Genomic DNA, 26346 nt, shown 5'->3' on the forward strand with positions numbered 1-26346 from the left:
ATATTTGAGTATTAAGAATGCATAAGTCATTAATATCTCTTTTAGGTTTTAATGATTATTTAACTATTAGAGAATGATGTATGTTAGCTAAATTTTTAGTACCCGTTATAAGAAATAACAAGGAAAACAGCAATGTCAAAAACACTGTATCAAAAATTGTATGATGCACATATCGTATACGAAGCGCCAAATGAGACGCCTATTTTATATATCGATCGCCATTTAGTTCATGAAGTTACCTCTCCGCAAGCTTTTGATGGTTTACGAGCCATGAATCGTAAAGTACGTCAACCAAATAAAACCTTTGCAACAATGGATCATAACACTTCAACTAAAAGTAATGATCTTAGCGCTTGTAGTGAAATGGCACAAATTCAATTAACTGAACTGGAAAAAAATGCCAAAGAATTCGGGGTTTCGTTATATGGTTTACAAAGCCCTTTACGCGGTATTGTCCATGTTGTCGGACCTGAACAAGGAATGACTTTACCGGGAATGACCATTGTATGTGGTGACTCGCATACAGCCACACATGGAGCGTTTGGTGCATTAGCTTTTGGTATTGGTACTTCAGAAGTTGAGCATGTGTTAGCAACTCAAACTCTAAAACAAGGTCGAGCCAAAACCATGAAAATTGAAGTCAAAGGGCAGGTTGCTGATGGCATTACGGCAAAAGATATAATCCTTGCCATTATTGGTAAAACGACCAGTGCTGGTGGTACTGGGCATGTGGTTGAGTTTTGTGGAGAAGCTATAAAAGCTTTATCCATGGAAGGTCGTATGACTTTATGTAATATGGCAATTGAAATGGGCGCAAAAGCTGGCATTATAGCTCCCGATGAAGTCACATTTGAGTATTTGAAAGGTCGTCAATTTTCACCAAAAGGTGATGAATTTGACAAAGCAGTAGCTTACTGGAAAACATTGAAAACTGATGAAGGCGCCCATTTTGATACCATAGTGACTTTAGAAGGTAAAGATATTGCACCTCAAGTGACATGGGGAACTAACCCAGGTCAAGTAACTTCAATTGATGCTCAAGTGCCAAATCCTAATAATTTTACTGATCCTATCGAAAAAAATTCAGCAGAACGTGCTCTAGCTTATATGGGCCTAACTGCTGGTACCAAAATCTCTGACATAAAAATTAATAAAGTCTTCATTGGTTCTTGTACCAACTCACGTATTGAAGATTTACGCGCAGCTGCTCAGATTGCTAAAGGCCGTAAAGTTGCCGATGGTGTACAAGCATTAGTCGTTCCAGGATCTGGACCTGTTCGAGAACAAGCCGAAGCTGAGGGTTTAGATAAAATCTTCATTGAAGCTGGTTTTGAGTGGCGTTTACCGGGCTGTTCAATGTGTTTAGCGATGAATGATGATAAGTTGGCACCAGGCGATCGCTGTGCATCCACCAGCAACCGCAATTTTGAAGGTCGTCAAGGTCGTGATGCCAGAACGCATTTAGTAAGTCCTGCTATGGCTGCAGCAGCAGCAATTACTGGTCATTTTACTGATATTCGTGAATCATTTTAAGGAGGCTTGTCATGGCTAAATTTACAAAACATACCGGATTGGTCGTTCCTTTAGATGCGGCTAACGTTGATACGGATGCAATTATCCCTAAACAGTTTTTACAAAAAGTAACACGTACAGGCTTTGGTAAACATGCATTTCATGAATGGCGCTTTTTAGATGATGCTGGTCTGCAACCCAATCCTGATTTTGTACTAAACAAACCACGTTATGAAGGGGCGAGTATTTTATTAGCCCGCGAAAACTTTGGCTGCGGCTCTTCACGTGAACATGCGCCATGGGCACTTGCAGATTATGGTTTTAAAACTATCATTGGTTCAAGTTTTGCTGATATTTTTTATAACAACTCATTTAATAATCAGTTACTTTTAGTTAATTTGTCGGAAGAAGATGTTGATGAATTATTTAAAATTGTTGAAGCGAATGAAGGTATCGAATTTACTGTCGATCTGGTTAACGAAGTTGTAATTGCTGATGATAAACAATATTCTTTTAAAATTGATGCGTTTAAACGTCATTGTTTACTAAATGGTTTGGATAATATTGGATTGACTTTACAGCACGAAGCTGCGATCAGCACATTTGAAAATAAAATCCCACCTTTTTTAGCTTAATCATTGAAGGCGCCCTTTAGGCGCCTAACTACGCAAAATCGCCATGGCAATATATTATAATCATATAAAACTGAAATTTTACCAATAAGCAAACGCCTATTTAACCAGTAAAGTTGATACCCAAGCCCCCATCTTCAATATTTATCTATATTTGTTTGCAATACTTAGGCTTAATTACTTGATATGGGCTACTGAGCAGGTCATATTAGTGTTACTGTCGCACCACATGTAAAACAAGTTATTGCCTTATGATCAATCTAATGAAATGATATCTGTTGTGTTTCAAACAGCTAAGGAACATGGTTTAAGTAATCTCATCGACAGTACCAGATTGTGCCGAACAGCATACTTTTGCTGATAGTCAATTTGATTTTGTTGCAAGTCACTATTCCACACACCACTATTGTGACATGGATAAAAGTTGACATGAACTGTATACGATCATTAAAACAAATGGCAAATTAATAATAATGGATGTGGTATTCTTTAAACATCCAGTATCGGATATTTGGTTACAAATAATTGAGGCGTTGCATGATACACCACATGTTTGTGACTATACGCCTCGTGAATAGTTAACCTTTATGACCAAAACAGAATTTACGATCGATAATATTGCTGATCACCCTTTAACATACTGTTTTGATACATAGATTAAACACATGCGCACAACGATACTATTAGTCGAAATTATTGGAACTTATCAAGAATCGCTATTAGTTATACAGAAAATTATTTTTAACGGCAATTTGACGGCTTATTCACAACAAATATTATAATTAATCAAATCAATAGAATTTTTTAATTTTTCCATTCAAATGATTGTAATAACACTTTTGCTTTAACTTATAGCTCAAAGCTGTTTTCGTTGACTTGATGGTGGAATAGACAAAGCTTCTCGATATTTGGCCACTGTCCTTCGAGCAATAATTATTCCTTGCTTTTCCAACATCGAAACTAACTTACTATCACTCAATGGTTTTTTACGGTCTTCTGTGGATATGTATTTTTTTATTAATGCCCGAATAGCTGTTGACGAAGCTTCCCCCCCAGATTCAGTATTAACATGGCTTGAGAAAAAGAATTTTAGTTCAAATATTCCAGCAGGACTCTGTAAATATTTTTGAGTAGTCACACGAGAAATTGTTGATTCATGCATATCAATAGCCGTAGCCACATCCGATAAAATCATTGGTTTCATAGATTCTGCACCATGCTCGAAAAACTCTTGTTGGTGTTCAACAATAAATTGGCTAACTTTTAACAAAGTCTCGTTACGATTTTCTATACTTTTAATAAACCAATTAGCATCTTGTAAATGTGATTTTATATATTGGCTATCGCTTTGACTGGCAATTTTTTCCATAGCTGCATATTGCTGGTTAATACGTAAAGTAGGCATCGTGTCATTATTTAAATCAACAATCCATCTCCCATTCATTTTTTTGACTAATACATCTGGGATCACATAATCTGGAGGGGTAGTATTTACTGAATCACCCGGATAAGGTTGCAAATGCTGAATAAAATCAATAGATTCTTTGAGTTGTTCATCTGTTGCATTCAATATTTTTTTCAGTGTGCGATAATCACGAACTGCTAATAAATCAAGATAATTATCAATAATTTGTTTAACAAATGTTGGTGGAGTCAAATATTGGATTTGAATTGATAAACACTCTTGCAACGTCCTTGCTCCAACCCCTATTGGATCAAAATGCCAAATTCGTTTTAAAACCGTTTCAACTTCTTCAAGTTCAATCTCATCATTACCTTGTTCTTCTAAGATTTCATCCAATGAAACAGTCAAATAGCCTCTTTCATCAATAGCATCAAGAATTGACACAGCAATGGCACGATCAATGTCGCTAAAAGGGGTTAAATCAAGTTGCCATTTTAAATAGTCATATAATGTTTCATGAGTTTCGCCTTGATAAACAGGTAATTCATCATTACGATAATCAGAATGAGTTCCTGAGGGCGTTCCTGCTGTATAAATATCATCTAATGAAGCATCAAGCGGTATATCATCAGGAATTTCTCGGCTATCTAAGGCTTCACGAGTGTCAACGTTTTCACTTAATTCAATTTGCTCAATATTTACTTCATCATATTGATCTGCAATCTCAAGTAACGGATTATTTTCAAGTGCACTTTGAATTTCTTGCTGTAATTCTAACGTTGACAACTGTAACAGTCGTATCGCTAGTTGAAGTTGAGGTGTCATTGACAACTGTTGAGAAATTTTCAGTTGTAAACTGGGTTTTATCATAATCTAAATTCATTTCCTAAGTAAACGCGTTTAACATATTCGTTACTTAAGATATCACTTGGTGAACCCTCAGCAATTAAATGTCCTTTATTTACAATATAAGCCCGTTCACAAACGTCTAATGTTTCGCGCACATTGTGGTCCGTTATTAATACGCCAAGTCCTCTATCGCGTAAATGTTTAATTATATTTTTTATATCAATAACCGATATAGGATCAACTCCTGCGAAAGGTTCGTCAAGTAAAATAAATTTAGGGTTAGCCGCTAACGCTCTAGCAATCTCAACTCTACGTCTTTCACCACCAGATAAAGATTGTCCACTATTGTCACGTATATGGGTGATATGAAATTCCTCAAGAAGTTCTTCAGCTCGTTCAATTTTTTCGTTTTTATCAATATCATTCCGTGTTTCTAAAATGGCCATAATATTGTCAATAACCGAGAGTTTCCTAAAGATTGAAGCTTCTTGAGGTAAATAACCGATTCCCTTTTGAGCTCGTTCGTGTAAAGGTAATATGCTTATATCATGATCATCAAGAAATATTTTACCCGCATTTAAAGTTACAATACCAACAACCATATAAAAAGTGGTGGTTTTACCAGCACCATTAGGCCCTAATAAACCAACAATTTCACCTGAGTTTACAGTTAAACTTACATCTTCAACCACACGACGTTTCTTGTAAATTTTGGCTAAATTTTCCGCTTTTAAAATTGACATTTTATTTATTAATCTCTTTAACTTGGCTTGGAATTATAGTGCTTTTTACTCGACCTTGTTTAGGTTGAGCTAGTATCAACTGCTTTTTAACATTATAAGTAATGATTGAACTAACAACATGATTATCCTGCTGAAATAATTCTGCATTATTCTGCAAGGTGACAATATTTTGTTTAACATCATAGATAATTTGCTCTGAATGTCCTGTCACAATTTTATTATTTTGAGGTAATATTTGTTTAAAGTTTACTGGATTACCATAAGCTGTAATTTTCTGTTTTGTAGAATCCTGCATATCAGTAACAATCACTTTATCAGCTATGATTGTTAAACCATCTTGAGTTATATGTACATTACCACTAAATGTTATGATATTTTTGTCAATATCAATCTGTTGGTTATTAGCATCTATAGTAATAGGTTTATTATTAACTAACATCTTTTTATCTTGTTGTACTTCGGGTGTTGATGTATTTGGTTCATCAGCAAAACACCCATATGAAATAAATAATATAAAAAATAATGGATAAATAAACCGTTTTTGCAATCTCATTTTTTTATTGTGCCCCAGTGTTATAATAAGTTTTTATATTTTCAAGTATGTTCGCGGTTTTTGTTCGTAGATTTCCAGCTAATCCTTGACCCTTTGAAAAAAAACCAACCCCTTTTATAGTAACAAGATCTTTAGAGGTGACATTTTGGGTCGTTAAATCAATAATGGCATTATCTGTTAATATATGCTGTAATTGAGCATCAGTAGTTAAATTATCTAATTGAACATTTTGATTTAGGTAAATCAGCTTATCATTGGTTAACGTAGCTTTTTGTGAGTGAATATGCCATGTAGCAGAATGCATTCGATCATAAATAGTCAAATTGGGTAAATCAAATTCAGTATTATTTGATTCTTCAAAATGTCTAACTTTAACTGATTCTATTTTATAGATGATCTCTCCTGATATGTCATAAATATTTGTTATCATATTATCGCTTTGATATATTGGTGTATCAGTTAAATTGATTGTTGACATTGTATCTGAGTCATCATCTTTCTGATAATTATAATAAACACCAATCACCACAATGATAAGTAAGATATAGATTAAATTTTTTTTATTCATAGCATATTTTTATCACACGAATAAGTTTAATCAATAACAAGGATAAATCGTTATCTTTAAGTTCAGCAATTCAGTTATTTTACTTTATTTTTTATTAAATTAATATCTGACATTAAAAGAAGTTAAATCAATATCAGGTATTAATTCATAAATACTAACATTGCTAATTCGAGCAGAAGAGGGACCCCCATGGTTAAGCCATTCAGTGAATTGGGTTATTTGCAGACTATCTCCTTGAACAAGAATTTCAACATCACCATTATCCAAATTTTTAACGTAACCCAATAATCCAAGTTTTTTCGCTTTTTGTTGAGTAAAAAAACGAAATCCAACCCCTTGTACCCGTCCACTCACTTGAATTTTTAATTGTTTAATCATATTACAACTTTACCCAGTTTTTTCAAAACAAAAACATCCTAGCATAATGATAACCAATAATTTCATTCTTCTTTAACTAAAAGCCAAAGATATAAATCTAACATTTTAAAAATGGTTCGGTTTTACAATCCATGAAATAAAAATTAATCAATAAACCATTCATTTTTTTTCTGCGATACAATTGTTATGGTTTGAAGAATCGTCGACAAATGTTCATGTAAAGCTTGTACTGCAAGCTCTGGATCATGATTTTCCAGTGCAATCAAAATTTTTTCATGTTGTTTAACTAAATCTTCCGGTGGAGAAATATCTTCTAATGTTAAAAATCTTACTCTATCCATCATTGCTTTGATATTTTCTACCGTTTGCCATGCCATGGGACAATCAATTACATTCATTAATATTTGATGGAATTCATCATCTTTTTCCAGAAAATAGCATACATCTTTACATTCATTGGCTTGTTTTTGTTCCGCAAGATTTTTTTGTAACAATGAAATATCTGATTGGCTAATTTCTATAGCGGCGCGTTTGATAATAGCGCATTCAACCGCTTCACGAATAAATTGTCCATCAATTACTTTTTTAATAGAAATTTTGGTTACGAATGTGCCACGTTGAGGGAGAATTTGTACAAGACCTGCTTCAGCTAGTTTAATGAACGCTTCACGAACAGGTTGGCGAGAAACATTGAATTGACTGGAAATTTCTTTTTCTGAAAGTAAAACACCAGGCAATACATAACAGGTAATAATAGCTTTTCTTAATGTACGATAAATTTGTTGATTAACAGGTTCAGAAATATTTAAGTCGATAGATTTAAACATATACCATCTTAAAGTAATAAAATAAATTACTAAGAATAGTAGGTGATTTTTAAGTATATGAAAAGTTTTTTTAATAAAAACTCAAAACAATAAAATGGGTTCTGTCTTATACTTAAATATTTAGAAAAGTGTAATACCATTACTGGTAATTACACTTTGATTTTAGGGATTATTGTTAGTTGTATTGAAAACTCTGCGCTAATTGTTCGACGGTTTGTTTAGCCCCTTTATCCCTTAAAGATAAATAAGCGTTGGTAACTTGATCGATAAAATATTGATTGCTGGATAAATCTTTACCAAAAACATGCGTCAATGATAATAATGCTTTGATTCGTTCTTGATTATCTGGGCTGTTTGATACCAACGCTTTTAGTTGCTCGGCAGCAGGATCACTAACTTCAATAACTTTACCATTATCATCGACACCACTAACATATCGCATCCAAGCCGCGATACCTAAAGCTAAACAATGAAATGGTGTATTATTCGCTAAATGAAAACGAACCGAATCGAGCATGCGTTGTGGTAATTTTAATGTACCATCCATTGCGATTTGCCAAGTACGATGCTTAAGACCCGTGTTACGATAACGATCAAGTAACGAATTCGCGTAGGCTAGTAAATCTATATCTTTTACACGTAAGGTTGTTGCTTGCTCCTGAAGTATAAGGTGACGAGCGGCTTTTACATAATAAGGATCTTGCATACATTCATCTATGTGTAGATACCCAGCCAAATAGCCTAAATAGGCTAAAAAGGAGTGACTACCGTTCAGCATACATAATTTCATTTCTTCATACGGAAAAACATCATTTACTAACTCAGCACCGGATTTTTCCCATTCTGGGCGACCTGCTACAAAATTATCTTCGATAACCCATTGTATGAATGGTTCACCGGCAATACCAACAAGATCCTCTATGCCTCCCAACTGCTTTTGTATTTTTGCCATTGTATCTAACGTTACTGCCGGCACAATTCGATCAACCATTGTAGATGGAAAGCTGACATTTTTTTCAATCCATTGTGTTAAATTTGCATCCCTTATTTTTGCTAAAGCCAAAATCACATTACGTGTTACATGACCATTTTCAGGCATATTGTCACAAGACATGACAGTAAAGGGTTTTAAGCCTTTTTCTTTACGAATACGTAAAGCTTCAACAATTACACCCGGTGCACTTTTAGGATTAGTTGGATTATCTATATCGTGTTTAATAAGTACGTTATTGATATCAATTGATGCTGTTGCGGGTAAATAGCAATAACCTTTTTCGGTAACAGTTAGTGATATAATCGCGATTTGTGGGTGCGTCATGACATCTAGAATTTTCACTATGCCATCTACATCAACATGTAATGCTTCTTTAGCTACACCCACAACTCGGGTAGACCAGTTATCATAGGACATCTCACACACACTAAATAAATAGTTTTGCTCTTTAAGATCAGCGATTTGTTTTTCACCACCCATTAAATTGACTTCACAGTATCCCCAATCACTATTATGTTCTGCAGCTAAAATATCGGTAAACACTGCTTGATGAGCACGATGAAAAGCACCAAAACCAAGATGAACTATTTTCGTTTTAATTTGATTTCTATCATAATTTGGGACAATGACCTCTTTAGGTAGTTGTAATAAAGCTTGATTAGATAATTTCATTATTTTTTTTCCATTTTTATATTTTTATATTTATTCTGCAGCATCTTTTAAATCAGATAAATTACGATCTTTGACTTCTGGCATAAAAATTGCGGAAATTAAACTGATGCATGAATAGAGAATAATCATAACAACAATTGGCCACCAATCATTCACCATATTACAGAAAATTCCCGCTAATATTGGCCCAAACCCTACAGCAATAAGTCCACCCGCTTCTTTGGATATCGCCATTTGTGTAAAACGATTACGAGCCCCAAACATTTCCGCCATTGTAATGTTTTCTAAAGCGAACAGTCCTAATACTGCAACATTATGAATAACAATTAAACATAACATAATGGTATTTACTGGGTGATTTTTATTAACAGTAATGGATAACATTGGATAAGCAAGAATCATTGCTGACAAAGTCATAATGATATAAGGTAGGCGGCGACCAATTTTATCTGATAACAAACCTAAGAAAGGAATTGTGAAGAATCCAACAATCGAACTGATCATTAAAGCATCAGTTGGTATACTTTTTTCAAATAATAATGCTTGTACTAAGTAACCGGCTAAAAAAGTTTGGATTAAACCTGAATTTCCAGCTTGACCAAAACGTAAACCCGTTGCTAACCAAAAAGATTTGCTTTTAAACATTTCTAATAACGAAATATGCTTAATTGATGGTTCATCATTAAATTTTTCTACATTTGCATCACTTATATCATCAAATACAGGACTCTCTTTTAAATTCATTCTAAGCCATATGGCAAAAAACATAACAATGACACTAGCAATGAATGGTACTCGCCAACCCCAAGATATGAGCTGATCTTTGTCCAGTAAAAAAAACATTATTGCCCAAATTGCTGTTGCACTTAAAGTACCACAATTGGTTCCCATTGCGACAAGTGATGAAATAATCCCTCGTTTACCTTTTGGTGCATATTCTGCGAGCATAGTACCAGCACCAGAAATTTCAGCACCAGCACCCAATCCCTGAATAATACGTAAAACAACCAACATTAATGGTGCCAAAATACCAACTTGTGCATAAGTTGGTAAAAATCCTATCAACGTGGTACAAATACCCATCATAGTGATCGTTATAAATAATACTTTCTTTCTACCAATGGCATCCCCCATGCGACCAAAAACAAAAGCGCCAACAATACGTGCAATGTATCCTGCGCCATAGGTTCCCATAGCTAATATCAATGCCATAATTGCTGATTGTTCTGGAAAAAATATTTCGCGAAATACAAGTGCTGCGCCTAAAGAATATAATTGGAAATCCATAAATTCTAATGCGGTTCCAAGCCAACCAGAAACAGCTGCTTTAACTAAATCTGAAGTATTTCTGTCACTTTTATTATTTCCTATCTTATTCATATCTAACTCGCTTATCATTTAGTACATAAAAATTCACCTAACTAAAAGTCAGTAAAACCTTGCAACACTTACTCTGATCTTTTTCGAAAGTTTGGATAGCCTCAATCACATCTGTATAATCAAATCGATGAGTAATAAGTTTTTTAGGATCAATGAGTTTCTTATTTAACCAATTAATAACAATTGGGAATTTATTCGCATTGAGTCGTGAAGAGAATATAGAAAGCTCTTTACTGGTAATGCCCTGTTGTGTTATCTGACATGGATCGCTTGAAAAGCCCATTATGAGAATTCTTGCTGCTGGCGATGCAATTGTAATAGCCTCTTGTAAAATCGATGGGTGACAAGCGGCATCAATAATTACCGTTGGTTTGATATTCAATTTTTCCAATTCATCTTTTACAGAAAATGATGTGTTATTAATAATCCGATCAGCACCGCTATCTTTTGCCATAATTAAACGTTCATCAATGCGATCAACAACGACCACTTCTTTAACGTTATACACACCCTTCAGAGCTTGTACTGAGGTTAATCCCATCGGACCTGCACCATAAATTAATGCAGTATCGTTTGGGGTCGGTTTTAACTGTGCCGTTGAATTAGCAGCTATTGTGAAAGGTTCTATCATTACGGCAAGTTCATCATCGATTTCAGTTGGTATTACATAAGCATTTTTACTTGGTACAACTGCATACTGACTAAATCCACCATCACGATGAACACCCAGTACAGTTAATGATGTACATACATTTGGTCGACCAACCGAGCAAGGATAACAATCTCCACAGCTAAGTACAGGATCGATTGAAACACGCTCACCAATTCTTGATTGCTCAACTCCCTCTCCAACTGCATCAATTACACCAAAAAATTCGTGTCCAATTACTCTTGGATATTTGGCGAAAGGATTATGACCGCGATAAATATGACTATCTGAACCACAAATGCCTACTAATTTAACTTTTACTCTAACTTCTCCAGATTTCGGCAGAGGAACTTCACGCTCTTCAATGGCTAATTCATTAGGTTGTTTTATTACAATACTTTTCATATAAACTCCTTGAACTTACCAATTCCATAAAGTGCCATCTTCTAAACGAGCAATTGGCAGATAAGCTGGGTTGTATGGGTATTTTTTGGCGAGTTTTTCATCAAAATCGATACCTAAACCCGGTTCATCACTTGGATGCATATAACCATCATTAAAAGTCCAATTAGGTGAAAAGACTTCTAACATTTGTTCTGAGTAGCCCATAAACTCCTGTACACCAAAGTTAGGTACCCACATATCAAAATGTAGAGCAGCAGCATGACAAATTGGTGATAAATCAGATGGTCCATGAGAGCCAGTTCTAACTTGATAAAGTGCAGCAAAATCAGCAATACGACGCATGTGAGTAATACCACCTGCATGAGTAATTGTAGTTCGGATATAATCAATCAACTGTTCTTCAATTAGCTGTTTGCAATCCCATATACTGTTAAATACTTCACCGACAGCAATGGGAGTAACTGTATGTTGACGAATTAGACGGAAACATTCTTGATTTTCTGCAGGTGTTGGATCTTCCATCCAAAATAGACGATAATCCTCAATACTTTTACCAAAACGCGCAGCTTCAATTGGAGTTAAGCGATGGTGCATATCATGTAATAAATGCTCGTTGAAACCGAATTTGCTTCTTACCGCTTCAAACAATTTTGGTGTAAAGTCGAGATATTTATCTGTTGCCCAAAACTGCTCTTCAGGATAATTGCCACGCGTAGCAGGCTCATATGCCAGATTTTTCCCTTTGCTTTGACCATATGTCGTTTTCATTCCCGGTATACCGCATTGGACTCGAATTGCTTTAAAACCCATCTCTTTATGTCTAGCATAATCATCCAATACTTCTCCAATATCTTTTCCTGTAGTATGACAATACACCATTACGCCAGTGCGTGAAGCACCGCCCAATAATTGATAAAGTGGCATATTGGCAACTTTACCTTTGATATCCCATAACGCCATATCTATGGCAGATATCGCTGACATCGTCACGGGGCCTCGACGCCAATAGGCACCTTTATAGAAATATTGAAAAATATCTTCTATTTGACTGGCATCTCTCCCTATTAATTGTGGGCAAAGATGATCTTTAAGATAAGAAGCCACTGATAATTCACGTCCATTAAGTGTTGCATCACCAATACCACAAACCCCTTCATCTGTAGTTATTTTCAATGTGACAAAGTTTCGTCCTGGACTGCATACAAAAACTTCGGCTTTAATTATTTTCATTTGATACCTCTTTGTAGAAATTAAGCATCACAAAAATAGCGATATTAATACTACCATACAAGTAGAGTTGTATGTTTTTGCGAGTGGCATCACAAAAATAAGGTAATCTTGTCAAGATGTTTCAGGTTATGGGTACGTTTAAGTAAAAAAATAAGAATAATGTGCAATATTAAGTTAGCAATCATCTCTCATTTGAGTTTCTTGCTTGTATAATGGAGCCAGAAGTATACAGATTTAAACTAAAGCTAACTTGATTAATCAAATCAATGTAATAAAAGTGTTATCGATAATGTCGGCTGTAGTGTCTTATCATTTATAATGATGATTTACATCATTACCAAGTTGACAAAGAATTTTTTTAATTAACGGAAAATATTTTGATACTATTAATAGATAATTATGATTCTTTTACGTTCAATATATATGATTATTTATGCCGATTGGATGCAACTGTCCAAGTGATAAAAAATGATGAAATGACCATTGAACAAATAAAACAGCTCCCCTTTGCTAAAATAATTATTTCACCTGGCCCAGGAACACCAAGTAATGCCGGAGTATCACTTACTGTGATTGCTGAATTTGCTCATTATTGCCCTATATTAGGAATTTGTTTGGGACATCAAGCGATTGCACAGTATTATGGTTATTCTATTTGTAAAGCACCTTTACCTATGCACGGCAAAATCGATGAAATTACACATGATGGTCAAGGATTATTTAAAGGCATTAAAAACCCGCTTTCTATAGTTCGCTATCACTCTTTAATTGTTAACGACAATTTATCTCACACAAACTCTCCACTAATTGTTACTGCGCGCAACAAACAAGGTCTTATTATGGGATTACGTCATAAGACATTACCTATTGAATCGGTGCAATTTCATCCAGAAGCAATCAAAACAGAATCAGGTTTACAAATGATTCATAATTTTATATATGAGTAAAATGAATATGAAAATGTATATTGATTTTGAGAATCAACAGAAATGTTTTTCTGACCCAATAACAATTTTGAGATCTAACGATTACACTACTGTTAAACAGCAATTAGATGCAATTGAAAAATTCACTCAGCAAGGCTTTTATGCGGTCGGTTATCTTGCTTATGAAAGTGCAATGGGATTTAATCAAGCAAATAGAACCAAAAAAATCTCTAACTCAAGTGATGCATTACCTGTGTTACTCTTTGGTATTTACAGGGATTATTCAATAGTTGAATCATCAACCAAAAATGATTATCAACCTTCTCTGTTCGATTTAAAATGCGATACTTCAATTGAAGAATATAATCAAAAAATCGACTATATCCGCGAACAAATTGAATTAGGAAATACTTATCAAACCAATTACACGATTCAATTTAGTGCACCATTTAATGATAATGCCTTTAATTACTATAAATTTTTACAAAAAAATAACCAAGCGCATTATTGTGCTTATCTTGAATTTGAACATTATCAGATTTTATCAATTTCACCTGAGCTATTTTTTAAATTAGACAATCAAACGATTACGACAAGGCCGATGAAAGGAACCGCTGCTCGTGGTTTAAATAATCAACATGATAAACAACAGTTAGAAACATTATTTTCTGAGAAAAATCAGGCTGAAAATATGATGATTGTTGATTTATTACGTAATGATTTAAGCCGAATTGCTAAGACAGGATCAGTCATTGTACCCAAATTATTTTCTACCGAAAAATACCCTACCGTTTGGCAGTTAACCTCAACCATTCAAGCTGAATTAGCAGAAAATGTCAGTTTGTATCAAATTTTTCAAGCATTGTTTCCTTGTGGTTCAATTACTGGTGCACCTAAAACAAGTACAATGCGGATCATTGCAGACACGGAGAACTCACCTAGAGGCATATACTGTGGAACCATAGGTTACATTAAACCCTATAGGAAAGCAGCAATATTTAATATTCCAATTCGGACGTTAACCATTCACAATCAGCAGATACATTATGGTGTTGGAGGAGGAATCACTTGGGATTCAACATCACACGATGAATACGAGGAAATTTTAGCTAAGACCGCTATATTAAACTCCACAACAACGACTCCTCGATATCTTATTGAATCATTATTATTAGAAAATGGGCAATTTTTATTACTCAATGAACATTTAACCAGACTGACTGATTCGGCTAGCTATTTTGATTTTAAATGTGATATTGAATCTATCAAATTGCAATTGGTTAAATTAGCCAATTCAGATACTGAAGGTAGTTATAAAATCAGAATTTTACTACAACAAGATGGTCAATGGAAAATAAGTAAAGATGTTATTAATACAGCTATGAACATTAATGAAATCGTATTGGCACCACAATGCGTGAATAACAAAAATGTCTATTTGTATCACAAAACATCAAACCGTGAACATTTCCCACAATTAACTATAGGTAAGGAATATATTAATTTTAATCAATATAATGAAATAACTGAATTTGTTAACGGCAATCTTGTGCTATTGATTAATAATCAATGGGTAACACCTAAAATTGAATCGGGATTATTGGCTGGTACTATGCGACAATTTTATTTGGATAAAAAACAAATAATTGAAAAAACAATCTTAATTAACGAATTATTAAATGCAGATAAAATTGCCTTTATTAATAGTGTTCGTAAATGGGTTGAAATTGATAATAAAGTATTTGATCGGTTTAAGCGGCTCTTGTGATCTTTTATTATTTAAATATTCCGCCAGAATTCTGACGGAATATTTAATAATTTAATGTGTTATAGAATAAACAAAATCTTGCTCTTCTTCTTGCCAACCTTTTGACAATGCTTTAACTAAAGCATCATAACCATTTTTTGCTAATGGAACATGGCGTTCAAATGGTTTTGTTTCAATATGATTTTTATTATCAGTAACAATCCAACGTCCTTTTATAATTGCATCACCATTATAACTACCATGAAAACCATCAATAAAAAGTTTCACAGTTAATGTTGGTGTGGTCAAAGATGTACTCGAAACCAAATAATCTGGTAGTAACAAACTTAAATCTTGTACTAAACGTTCTTCAAGCTGTTGAGAAAGCGTCGAAACCCATAAATTATTTGTTGCTGTGACATACTTGATATCTTCTGTTTGCAAAACAATACCAGACTTATTTAAAAAACTGACCACATCAACTGAGTCGATCATTAGAAAACGATCGGTTGATTTCAATGTTTTTGGTGTTTGAATAGGTAAACTAGTAGCTAATTGGAAATAACTTTTGTTAGGTATATTCGTTGAACAGCCAACTAATAACATAAATGCAGTTCCGCAAAATGTTAGAAGTAAATTTCTCATCATCTTATTCATTATTTTTTACCCTTTGCTTTCGGTTCTTGATCTTTCTTAATCGGAGCTGAGAAAATCAATGCATTACTTTTATCATTGAGTATATTAAGTAATGGCGTTAATTCATCCATCATTTGTTGAACTTTTTGCAAACTCTCATTCATTTGCTTATTAAGTTCTGATCCTGGTTGTATGCCTTTCATGGTATCATTTAATGTTCTTAAGGTTTTTTGTAGATCTTTTGGCATATTTTGCATTTCATTACTTGCCATTATTTGATTTAATGAATTTATTAAGCGCTGACTTGAAGCGAGCGATTTATTAAATTCCGTCATAGTATTATTCAATGGTAAATGATTAAAATTGTCTAATAACTGCATGACTTTGGCTTGAATTTGAGCAATACCTGTTGACGTTGTTTCTATAGTACTATAACCATATTGATTGGATAAGTTGGCATTATATTTATTTTTTAATTCAGGATAAAAATCAAGATCAATATAAAGCGCACCTGTAAACATATTAGAAGTTTTTAACGAGGCTCTTAATCCATTTTTTTGCTCATTCATTATTAAGTTTGCGATATCGATCTTTTCATCAACCCATTCCGATAAGCGATCAGGCTCAATCCTGATTAAAACAGGTACTTTTTGATTTAAAATAGATGTTTTATCTAACATTTCAGCTGTATAAAATGGGACTTTTGATACTGTACCTAGCCGAATACCATGATATTCAACAGGTGCCCCTTCAACCAATCCTGATATGGATTCAGAGAGCATAATCAGAAACTCTTTATATTCTGTGTATTGTGAATCTTGAATTGATTTTTTATTTTCATATAATTTATATACTGCATATTGCTCAGCTGGCGCTCCTAACTTAGAGCCATCCGGCAAATCAAAACTAATCCCACCAGACATTAAAACATCTAAGGAAGGTACGTTCAGACTAGCACCGGACGAAGACAATGTTAAATCAATGCCTCCTTCCTTCCAAAAGCGGACATTTTGAGTGACTAAAGCATCATAAGGTTTAGTAATAAAAATTTGGTATTTCATTTTACGTGAATTAATATCAAACTCGGAAGTTTCAACATTACCAACACGATAACCATGAAACATCACTGATGCTCCACGTGGAATCACACCATTTTGATCACTTTCAAGATTGACTCGAATTCCTTTAATACTTGGATCAGATAATGGTGGAGTATCGGATAGTATAAAAGGATTATTTTTGAAATTATGCGTATCGTTTCCTGACGCTAACTCAATATAAACACCAGATACAATAGTACCTAACCCTGTCACACCATCACGACCAATCTCCGGTTTGACAACCCAAAAAATAGAATCATTTTTTAGAAGTGGTTCCATATCATTATAGATCCGACCTTTAATAACCACTTTTTCAAAATCTTTTGATAAAGTTACTTCATCGACAATACCGATATCAACACTACGGTTTTTTATAACTGTTTTGCCTGCGACAATACCACTTGCATCTTTCGCAAGTAAGGTAAAAGAAGTCCCTCTATCAGCAAAATGCGAATAGATGATCCAAAGACCAACAATTGCAGTAACAATTGGAATAATCCATATAGCCGAGATAGCTCGAATTTTGATGATTTTCGCTAATTTACTTGATGTTGCCATAGTATTCCTATTTATTATAACTTTTAACTGGAGAGTGATCCCAAATTAAGCGCGGATCAAATTTTTGTGATGCAATCATAGTAATAATCACAACGGTTGCGAAAAAAGTAACTCCTATATCAGGATAAACCCCCATCATTTGTTGATTTCTAACTAGTGAACAAACAACCGATACAACAAATATATCAATCATTGACCATTTACCAATAAACTCAACTGCACCATACAATTTCTTCATTTGCAGGCAATTATGCTTATTTTTTCTTTTCACTGCTATTGCAAAATAGCAAAGCCAGCTTAATGAAATTATTTTCAAAATTGGAATAACGATACTGGCAATAAAAATAACTAATGCCACAGGCACATCACCTGCCTGCCACATATAAATAACACCATCCATAATTGTCGATGTTGATGGTGAACCAAAAACTACCGTTATCATGATCCCAAATACATTCGCAGGAATATAGATAATTAGTGAAGTAACTAATAACGCTATCGTCCACTGTATTTTATCGCGATTTCTCACGGCACTTTTTTGTTTACATCTTGGGCATTTACCAAAAGCTATTGGCATCATGGCATGGCAACAACCGCACAACTTCAAGTTTTGACTTATTGCCGTTTTACCAACTTTTAATGGTGTTTGAGCAAAATTATTAGTATGAATTTCTTCCCAAATTGTTTCTGGTGAAAAAATAACTTGGGCTTTTATATAAAAAAATACAAATAAACAAAATGCCCAAAATGTACTTGTGACACCTATACTGCCATAACTCATTAGTTTTACGAAGCTAACCAAAATGCCTGTGATAAATATTTCAGGCATACACCAATGTTTAAATTTTTCATAAATAATTAATAAATCTCTTTTACGATACTTTGATATTTTAAATTTTGAACAAAGCAAACCAATGATTAGAAGATTTATTATGGGAAAAATTAAAACAAATAAAATAAAAAGTGCTGATATATAACTATATTTATCAAAAAAAAGGGTTTTTGGAATATCTAAAACACTTACACCATTAAAATTACCAACAAGGCGAATATCAATAAAAATAAAACCGCAAGCTACAATAATCATAATCAGTGAACAAACCGCATACATTGCAGCTCGAAATTTCATATTAATGCTTTTTTTGGCTAAAGTTGTATTACAACGAGGACATATAGCTTTATGACCTATTGTTACATCAGCTAATTCTATGACCAAATCACAGTGCGAACATAAAACATATTGTTGTTTATCAACAGTCATTATTTCTCTTTATTTGATAGTTATTTTAAATGTAAAGATGTTTCAGGTTAGCGTAATATTTAAGTAAAAAAATTGATACATTACTTTTACTTTATCACAAGGGGATAATTACTTTTAATATATAAAATGACTAAAACTTCTTCGTTACTCATCATATCAAATGCCATTTTTTTATGAAAGCATTACCAACTCAAATTAGCATAATTTGATTACTCACTTTTGAGTATATCGGTTGGTTAAGAAATGTTTTTTATATATTAAATGAAAAATCTTACCTCAAAATTAAAATGCATAAAACATTATAAAAACCGTATATAAAATTATATCATTATCGAATCCATTCATCTGTTTAAATGTAATCTTGAATCTTTTCGTTTCGTCACTATTTGTTACAATCAAATGAACTATTACCAGTAATATTTAAACAAAAATTGTGAAGGATTTCCCATTATTAACTAAATGATTATTAGATATAAAAAAAACTTGATACTGTATAACAATACAGTATAATGTGTATCAATATACTAACTCATTGGAATTTTATAATATGAACGAAAACAAACAACGAGCACTTTCGGCTGCATTAAGTCAAATAGAAAAACAATTTGGTAAAGGTTCTATTATGCGTTTAGGGGATACCCAAACGTTGGACGTTGATTCTGTCTCTACTGGATCTTTAGGACTCGATATTGCATTAGGTATTGGCGGCTTACCAATGGGTCGAATTGTTGAAATTTTTGGACCAGAATCATCGGGTAAAACAACATTAACTTTATCTGTTATTGCACAAGCGCAAAAAGAAGGCAAAACATGTGCATTTATTGATGCTGAACATGCTTTAGATCCAATTTATGCCGCTAAATTAGGCGTGCAAGTTGATGATTTATTAGTTTCTCAACCTGATACTGGTGAACAGGCACTTGAAATTTGTGATGCCTTAGTTCGTTCTGGTGCTGTTGATGTTATTATTGTTGACTCAGTAGCAGCATTAACACCTAAAGCAGAAATTGAAGGTGAAATGGGTGATTCTCATATGGGATTACAAGCTCGCTTGATGTCACAAGCTTTACGTAAATTAACCGCAAATATTAAAAATGCTAACTGCTTAGTGGTGTTTATTAACCAAATTCGTATGAAAATCGGTGTAATGTTTGGTAATCCAGAAACAACAACTGGCGGTAATGCGCTTAAATTCTATGCATCAGTTCGTTTAGATATTCGACGTATTGGTGCAGTAAAAGAAGGCGAAGATGTTATTGGTAGTGACACACGTGTAAAAGTAGTGAAAAATAAAGTTGCTGCACCATTTAGACAAGCTGAATTTCAAATTCTTTACGGTTGTGGTATTTCTAAAGAAGGAGAATTGATTGATCTAGGTGTCAAACATAAATTAGTTGATAAAGCTGGCGCTTGGTATAGCTACAATGGCGAAAAAGTTGGTCAAGGCAAAGCCAATTCAATTAAGTTTTTACAAGAACATCCAGAAATAGCTGAAGAACTTGAAACAAGACTACGTGATTTATTATTAAACAGTCCTGCCGTTTTTTCTGCTGAGGACGTAGAGACTGCATCGGAAGATGAAAGCTTTGAATAATGGATAAAAAACTCAATAAATTAATCTTAAATAAAGCTGTGCAATTACTTGCACAGCGCGATCATTCATCTTACGAACTAACCAATAAAATTATCCAATTTTTTACAAAAAAAATAAAAAGCTCAGAAGATGAATACTATGAGCAATTGAATCAACTCAAAATTGAAACTGCTGATGTGGTTCAATATTGTACTAATCAAAATTGGATGAGCGATACACAATATATCAAAAAATATATTGTTATGAGATCTAATAAAGGTTATGGAAGATATAAAATCGCTATGGAATTAAAACAACGAGGTCTACCTAATAACTTAACTAATGAACTTTTAAGTAAATTAGATATTAATTGGTCGTATAATGCCTACAAGCAAATATTAAAAAAATTTAACCAAATTAATGTTAAAAATCTCTTGGAAAAACAAAAGATAATGCAATTTTTAGTTACCCGAGGTTATACCCAAGATGATATAAAAGATGTGTATAATTTATTGACTTAAATTTTGATAATATCTAAAATACACAGGAATTAAATTATTCATTACCCATTAGTTAAGCTCACTAAATCATTTTATTTTTCCTTTTATTTGCATGTAATATTAGCTAGAACAACCGTATTATAAAGAATTTTTTACTTTTCTTTACTTTTCAACTTTAGTTGTAACAGGTATATTACTATGTTTAAAAATTTATCGTTTATATGGATGCCTAAATGAAAAGCACTGCAGAAATTCGTCAAAATTTTCTTGACTTTTTCAATAGCAAAGGACATGAAATTGTAGCAAGTAGTTCCCTTGTTCCTCATAATGATCCAACGCTATTATTTACTAACGCGGGAATGAATCAGTTCAAAGATGTATTTCTAGGAATAGAAAAACGTCCCTATACCAGAGCAACAACTGCACAACGTTGTGTTCGCGCTGGCGGTAAACATAATGATTTGGATAATGTGGGTTACACTGCCCGACATCATACTTTTTTTGAAATGTTAGGAAACTTTAGTTTCGGTGACTATTTTAAACATGATGCGATTCATTTTGCTTGGGAGTTATTAACCAGTAGAGAATGGTTTAATATTCCTAAAGAGAAATTAACCGTCACTGTTTATGAAACAGATGATGAAGCATACACAATTTGGGAAAAAGAGATTGGTATACCCAAAGAACGTATCATACGTATCGGTGATAACAAAGGTGCTCCTTTTGCTTCAGACAACTTCTGGCAAATGGGTGATACAGGACCATGCGGACCATGTACAGAAATTTTTTATGATCATGGTGATCACATTTGGGGTGGCCCTCCAGGCAGTCCTGAAGAAGATGGTGACCGATTCATTGAAATTTGGAACATTGTCTTTATGCAGTTTAATCGTCATCCTGATGGCACAATGGAGCCTTTACCAAAGCCATCGGTCGATACTGGTATGGGATTGGAAAGAATTGCTGCAGTTTTACAACATGTTAATTCTAATTATGAAATTGATTTATTTAAAAAATTAATTCATGATGCAGCAGGAATCATTCAAACTAAAAATTTAGAAAGTAAATCTTTACGTGTTATTGCTGACCATATTCGTTCTTGTGCATTTTTAATTTCAGATGGCGTATTGCCTTCTAATGAAGGTCGTGGTTATGTGTTGCGCCGTATTATTCGACGAGCTGTACGTCACGGACATATGTTAGGTGCTAAAGGAATATTTTTCTACAAATTGGTTAAACCTCTCATTGATGTAATGGGAAGTGCAGCAGATGAATTAGCGAATAATCAAAAAATAGTAGAAGATGCACTTAAAATTGAAGAAGAGCAATTCTTAAAAACATTAGAACGAGGATTGTTTTTACTTGATCAAGAATTAGCTAAAATTACCAATTCGGTATTACCTGGTGATGTTGCATTTAAACTTTACGATACTTTTGGTTTTCCATTAGATTTAACCGCAGATGTCTGTCGCGAAAAAAATATTGCCATTGATGAAGATGGATTCAATCTATGTATGGAAGAACAACGTAAACGTGCTCGTGAGTCAAGTGCTTTTAGTGTTGACTATAGCAATGTAATTAAACTTGATGATACTACCGAATTTTTAGGTTATCAAGCTACCGAAGCATCAGGGAAAATAATTGCCATTTTCCAAAATGGTCAAAAAGTTGAAAGTGTCAATGCTGGTGATGAAGCTATTATCATCTTAGATAAAACGCCATTCTATGGAGAATCAGGCGGACAAATTGGTGATAAAGGTTTGTTAACCTCTGCAAACGGCGAGTTTACTGTTTTAGATAGCCAAAAGTATGGCAAAAGCATTGGACATATCGGTAACCTTGTTAAAGGTTCTCTAAAAGTTGGGAACTTAGTAACAGCGGCAATTGATGTTGAGTTAAGAGAACGTATTAAACGCAATCATTCAGCAACCCATTTATTACAAGCTGCATTACAACAAATTTTAGGTAACCATGTTCATCAAAAAGGTTCTTTAGTTACTGATAGTTATCTGCGTTTTGATTTTTCACATAATCAAAGCATTACGCAAGAACAAATTGTTGAAATTGAAAATCTAGTTAATCAACAAATTCGTTGTAATCTACCTGTTGACGTTGAACTGATGCCAATAGATGAAGCTAGAAATAAAGGGGCTATGGCACTATTTGGAGAAAAATATGAAGAAATTGTTCGTGTTTTAACTATGGGCGATTTCTCAATTGAATTATGTGGTGGTACTCATGTAAATAGAACAGGCAATATAGGTTTATTTAAAATAATATCTGAATCAAGCATTGCTTCTGGAGTTCGCCGTATTGAGGCTACTTCTGGGCAAAGTGCAATGGATTTTATACACCAAGAAGCAAATTTATTAAATCAAATTGCACAATTGGTTAAAAGCGATAAATCAGCAGTTTTAGTTCGTGTAGAGCAATTGCTTGAACAAACTAAACTACTTGAAAAAAACATTGAGCAATTAAAAGCGCAAAAAGCTAGCCAACAAAGCGCTCAATTAATTAATCAATGTGAAAAAATCAATAATAAAAATTTACTAATTGCTAAACTTGATAATGTTGAGGCAAAAGTATTACGTACCATGATTGATGATCTTAAAAATCAATTAAAAACGGGAGTAATTATTTTGGCCGCTGTTAATGATAACAAAATCAATTTAGCCGCTGGCGTAACGAATGATTTAATCAATATTGTCAAAGCCGGCGAATTAGTTTCCCAATTAGCATTAAAAGTAGGTGGTAAAGGCGGTGGGCGGCCTGATTTCGCCCAAGCAGGTGGAATGGATCTATCAGCATTACCAGAAGCATTGTCTTCAATGAAAAAGGAAATCAGTAATAAATTACAAGCAAGTTAGCCAGATATATTTCAGTATTGGTTGATATAATATTTATTAACTGAATATTTGAGTATTTCTGTAAAATTCCGTCTTTCTGTCCTATCGATGGGGGGCTGACGAAGCTATATCTTAAAATTGTGATGTATACTTAACTGATATTAGGAGATCTAATGTTAATTTTAACTAGGAGAGTAGGTGAAACACTAATTATTGGTGATGATGTTGTTATTACTATTCTTGGCGTGAAAGGTAATCAAGTCAGAATTGGTATTAATGCACCTAAAGAAGTCTCAATTCATCGAGAAGAGATATACAATAGAATTCATCAATCTCAGAACAAAAATGATGAATTACCTGAGTCCAAAGAGTAATATTGGGCACGAAATAAACAACCAGCACGCGTAAGCAAAAAAATGTTTGACTTATTTTTTGTAAAACGTAATATGTGCGCCACGACATTATGATTTTGTTGTTCAAGCAAAGTCATAATGTTTTTGGTGAGATGGCCGAGAGGCTGAAGGCGCTCCCCTGCTAAGGGAGTATGCGGTCAAAAGCTGCATCGAGGGTTCGAATCCCTCTCTCACCGCCATTTAAAAAAATTAAAATATGCATCCGTAGCTCAGCTGGATAGAGTACCCGGCTACGAACCGGGCGGTCAGGGGTTCGAATCCCTTCGGATGCACCATTTTAACAAATTCAAAATGCATCCGTAGCTCAGCTGGATAGAGTACCCGGCTACGAACCGGGCGGTCAGGGGTTCGAATCCCTTCGGATGCACCATTTTTTTACGAACTTACACGCATCCGTAGCTCAGCTGGATAGAGCACTCGGCTTCGAACCGAGCGGTCAGGGGTTCGAATCCCTTCGGGTGCACCATTGCGGTTGAATCCCGATATAATTCTAGTATACTAAGCTCAAAATATTTAATATCTATAATCAATCTACTTTTTGATTTATATGTTTTGTTAACTGTATTAGAATAATAATTAAAGTAGAAAGATATTTCCTTATTAATAAGAATGGACGTTATTTATGTTGGACCCGAATTTACTCCGAAATGAATTAAATGTTGTCGCTAAAAAATTAGCTCGCCGTGGATTTAAACTAGATGTTGATACTATTAGTCAACTAGAAGAAAAACGCAAAGTACTGCAAATTGAAACTGAAAGCTTACAAGCGCAGCGTAATGCTCGTTCTAAAGCTATTGGTGAAGCTAAGGCTCGAGGCGAAGACATTACAGCTGTACGTGAAGAAGTTAATAAAATCGGTGAAAAACTGAATAATGCTAAAGCTGAGCTTGAAACCTTATTAACTAAAATCAAAGATATTACCTCTACGATTCCGAATACTCCTGATGATTCTGTACCTGATGGTAAAGATGAAAACGACAACGTCGAAATTTCTCGCTTTGGAACTCCAAGAATATTTGACTTTCCAATACAAGATCATGTTGCATTAGGTGAACGTTTAGGGGGGCTCGACTTTGCTGCAGGTGTAAAACTTACTGGTTCACGTTTTGTTGTTATGAAGTCACAGATAGCTCGCCTACATCGTGCTATCACACAATTTATGTTAGATCTTCATACAGAGAAACATGGTTATGCTGAAGTTTATGTGCCCTACCTTGTCAATCAAACTACTTTGTACGGTACCGGACAATTACCAAAATTTGCAGATGACTTATTTCACACAAAACCGCTTGATGAAGAATCAGAAAGCAGTAATTATGCCCTAATTCCAACTGCTGAAGTACCAGTAACTAATTTGGTACGTGACGAGATTCTTGATGAAAGTGTGTTACCTCTAAAAATGACCGCGCATACCCCATGCTTCCGTTCTGAAGCTGGCTCTTACGGTAAAGACACTCGTGGTTTAATCCGTATGCATCAATTTGACAAAGTAGAATTAGTCCAAATTGTTAAACCCGAAGAATCAATGAAAGCTTTAGAAGAATTAACCGCACACGCAGAAAAAGTTTTACAATTATTAGAATTACCATATCGCAAAATTGTATTATGTGCAGGTGATATGGGCTTTGGATCATGTAAAACATATGATCTTGAAGTATGGGTACCGGCACAAAATACTTACCGTGAAATTTCTTCTTGTTCGAATATGTGGGATTTCCAAGCTCGTCGTATGCAAGCACGTTATCGTAATAAAGCTGATAATAAAACTTATTTAGTACATACGTTAAATGGCTCTGGTTTAGCTGTAGGGCGCACGTTAGTTGCAATTTTGGAAAACTATCAGCAAGCTGATGGAAAAATTAAAATTCCGTCCGTACTAGTACCTTATATGAATGGTGTAGAGATAATTGGATAAATAAAATTTGTCCGGCTTTCATTACATATAGATAATAGCGCTAATAATTAGCGCTATTTTTTATTAATAAAGGT

At 34.0% G+C, this 26346-nt stretch carries 22 protein-coding genes and 4 tRNA genes; 13 read left to right on the top strand and 13 right to left on the bottom strand.

The window, feature by feature from the left end:
• Positions 1 to 132 precede the first annotated feature (132 nt).
• Positions 133 to 1533 (top strand): 3-isopropylmalate dehydratase large subunit, encoded by a 1401-nt coding sequence (gene leuC, locus J3U13_RS02155; RefSeq protein WP_267339836.1) that lies wholly within the window; start codon positions 133 to 135, stop codon positions 1531 to 1533.
• A gap of 11 nt (positions 1534 to 1544) precedes the next feature.
• Positions 1545 to 2147, top strand: a complete 603-nt coding sequence (gene leuD / locus J3U13_RS02160) for a 3-isopropylmalate dehydratase small subunit (RefSeq protein ID WP_267339837.1) — start codon at positions 1545 to 1547, stop codon at positions 2145 to 2147.
• Positions 2148 to 3000: 853 nt separating this feature from the next.
• On the opposite strand, the gene J3U13_RS02165 is transcribed toward leuD, so the two are convergent.
• From J3U13_RS02165 to manD, 10 genes are all read right to left on the bottom strand, one after another.
• Positions 3001 to 4416, bottom strand: a complete 1416-nt coding sequence (locus J3U13_RS02165) for an RNA polymerase factor sigma-54 (RefSeq protein ID WP_416380550.1) — start codon at positions 4414 to 4416, stop codon at positions 3001 to 3003.
• The gene (gene lptB / locus J3U13_RS02170) at positions 4416 to 5141 is read right to left on the bottom strand and encodes an LPS export ABC transporter ATP-binding protein (RefSeq protein WP_267339839.1); all 726 of its coding nucleotides are present in this window, start codon (positions 5139 to 5141) and stop codon (positions 4416 to 4418) included. Before lptB ends, J3U13_RS02165 begins: the two co-directional genes overlap by 1 nt.
• Before the next feature lies 1 nt (position 5142).
• Positions 5143 to 5694 (bottom strand): lipopolysaccharide transport periplasmic protein LptA, encoded by a 552-nt coding sequence (gene lptA / locus J3U13_RS02175; protein WP_267339841.1) that lies wholly within the window; start codon positions 5692 to 5694, stop codon positions 5143 to 5145.
• 4 nt (positions 5695 to 5698) lie between these two features.
• Positions 5699 to 6262, bottom strand: a complete 564-nt coding sequence (gene lptC / locus J3U13_RS02180; protein ID WP_267339842.1) for an LPS export ABC transporter periplasmic protein LptC — start codon at positions 6260 to 6262, stop codon at positions 5699 to 5701.
• A gap of 99 nt (positions 6263 to 6361) precedes the next feature.
• A complete protein-coding gene (gene yccX, locus J3U13_RS02185) occupies positions 6362 to 6640 on the bottom strand; it encodes an acylphosphatase (protein WP_267339843.1) in 279 nt (92 codons plus the stop codon).
• A 143-nt stretch (positions 6641 to 6783) separates the two neighbouring features.
• Positions 6784 to 7467, bottom strand: coding sequence for a GntR family transcriptional regulator (locus tag J3U13_RS02190; protein WP_267339844.1), 684 nt, complete (start codon positions 7465 to 7467; stop codon positions 6784 to 6786).
• A 175-nt stretch (positions 7468 to 7642) separates the two neighbouring features.
• Positions 7643 to 9133, bottom strand: a complete 1491-nt coding sequence (locus tag J3U13_RS02195; RefSeq protein ID WP_267339846.1) for a mannitol dehydrogenase family protein — start codon at positions 9131 to 9133, stop codon at positions 7643 to 7645.
• A gap of 30 nt (positions 9134 to 9163) precedes the next feature.
• Positions 9164 to 10513, bottom strand: coding sequence for an MFS transporter (locus J3U13_RS02200; protein ID WP_267339847.1), 1350 nt, complete (start codon positions 10511 to 10513; stop codon positions 9164 to 9166).
• A gap of 37 nt (positions 10514 to 10550) precedes the next feature.
• The gene (locus J3U13_RS02205) at positions 10551 to 11567 is read right to left on the bottom strand and encodes a Zn-dependent oxidoreductase (protein WP_267339848.1); all 1017 of its coding nucleotides are present in this window, start codon (positions 11565 to 11567) and stop codon (positions 10551 to 10553) included.
• A 15-nt stretch (positions 11568 to 11582) separates the two neighbouring features.
• Positions 11583 to 12797 (bottom strand): D-mannonate dehydratase ManD, encoded by a 1215-nt coding sequence (manD, locus tag J3U13_RS02210; protein WP_267339849.1) that lies wholly within the window; start codon positions 12795 to 12797, stop codon positions 11583 to 11585.
• 377 nt (positions 12798 to 13174) lie between these two features.
• Between manD and J3U13_RS02215 the strand changes: the two genes are divergently transcribed.
• Positions 13175 to 13744, top strand: a complete 570-nt coding sequence (locus J3U13_RS02215) for an anthranilate synthase component II (protein ID WP_267339850.1) — start codon at positions 13175 to 13177, stop codon at positions 13742 to 13744.
• A 7-nt stretch (positions 13745 to 13751) separates the two neighbouring features.
• Positions 13752 to 15491, top strand: a complete 1740-nt coding sequence (gene pabB, locus J3U13_RS02220) for an aminodeoxychorismate synthase component I (RefSeq protein WP_267339852.1) — start codon at positions 13752 to 13754, stop codon at positions 15489 to 15491.
• Positions 15492 to 15542: 51 nt separating this feature from the next.
• On the opposite strand, the gene J3U13_RS02225 is transcribed toward pabB, so the two are convergent.
• From J3U13_RS02225 to J3U13_RS02235, 3 genes are read right to left on the bottom strand one after another with little or no spacing between them, the layout of a single operon-like run.
• Positions 15543 to 16076 (bottom strand): ABC-type transport auxiliary lipoprotein family protein, encoded by a 534-nt coding sequence (locus J3U13_RS02225; RefSeq protein WP_267339854.1) that lies wholly within the window; start codon positions 16074 to 16076, stop codon positions 15543 to 15545.
• Positions 16077 to 16126: 50 nt separating this feature from the next.
• On the bottom strand, positions 16127 to 17764 hold the full coding sequence (pqiB, locus tag J3U13_RS02230) for an intermembrane transport protein PqiB (RefSeq protein WP_267339855.1): 1638 nt from the start codon (positions 17762 to 17764) through the stop codon (positions 16127 to 16129).
• 7 nt (positions 17765 to 17771) lie between these two features.
• Positions 17772 to 19025: a PqiA/YebS family transporter subunit gene (locus J3U13_RS02235; protein ID WP_267339856.1), complete on the bottom strand. Its 1254-nt coding sequence runs from the start codon at positions 19023 to 19025 to the stop codon at positions 17772 to 17774.
• A 547-nt stretch (positions 19026 to 19572) separates the two neighbouring features.
• Here J3U13_RS02235 and recA point away from each other — a divergent pair.
• The 9 genes from recA (at position 19573) to serS (ending at position 26272) form a co-directional block, all read left to right on the top strand.
• Complete coding sequence (recA, locus tag J3U13_RS02240; protein ID WP_267339858.1) at positions 19573 to 20619, top strand: recombinase RecA; 1047 nt, start codon at positions 19573 to 19575, stop codon at positions 20617 to 20619.
• Positions 20619 to 21119, top strand: coding sequence for a regulatory protein RecX (locus J3U13_RS02245; protein ID WP_267339860.1), 501 nt, complete (start codon positions 20619 to 20621; stop codon positions 21117 to 21119). Before recA ends, J3U13_RS02245 begins: the two co-directional genes overlap by 1 nt.
• A gap of 212 nt (positions 21120 to 21331) precedes the next feature.
• Positions 21332 to 23965, top strand: coding sequence for an alanine--tRNA ligase (alaS, locus tag J3U13_RS02250; protein WP_267339861.1), 2634 nt, complete (start codon positions 21332 to 21334; stop codon positions 23963 to 23965).
• A 152-nt stretch (positions 23966 to 24117) separates the two neighbouring features.
• The gene (csrA, locus tag J3U13_RS02255; RefSeq protein WP_198235577.1) at positions 24118 to 24318 is read left to right on the top strand and encodes a carbon storage regulator CsrA; all 201 of its coding nucleotides are present in this window, start codon (positions 24118 to 24120) and stop codon (positions 24316 to 24318) included.
• A 125-nt stretch (positions 24319 to 24443) separates the two neighbouring features.
• Positions 24444 to 24536: transfer RNA gene (locus J3U13_RS02260), tRNA-Ser, on the top strand.
• Positions 24537 to 24555: 19 nt separating this feature from the next.
• Positions 24556 to 24632 (top strand) — tRNA-Arg (locus J3U13_RS02265).
• A gap of 18 nt (positions 24633 to 24650) precedes the next feature.
• A tRNA-Arg gene (locus J3U13_RS02270) sits at positions 24651 to 24727 on the top strand.
• A 19-nt stretch (positions 24728 to 24746) separates the two neighbouring features.
• Positions 24747 to 24823 (top strand) — tRNA-Arg (locus J3U13_RS02275).
• Positions 24824 to 24979: 156 nt separating this feature from the next.
• Complete coding sequence (gene serS / locus J3U13_RS02280; RefSeq protein ID WP_267339863.1) at positions 24980 to 26272, top strand: serine--tRNA ligase; 1293 nt, start codon at positions 24980 to 24982, stop codon at positions 26270 to 26272.
• Positions 26273 to 26346 lie beyond the last annotated feature (74 nt).

It is taken from the genome of Gilliamella sp. B2887 (genome assembly GCF_026537015.1).
Taxonomy (GTDB): domain Bacteria; phylum Pseudomonadota; class Gammaproteobacteria; order Enterobacterales; family Orbaceae; genus Gilliamella.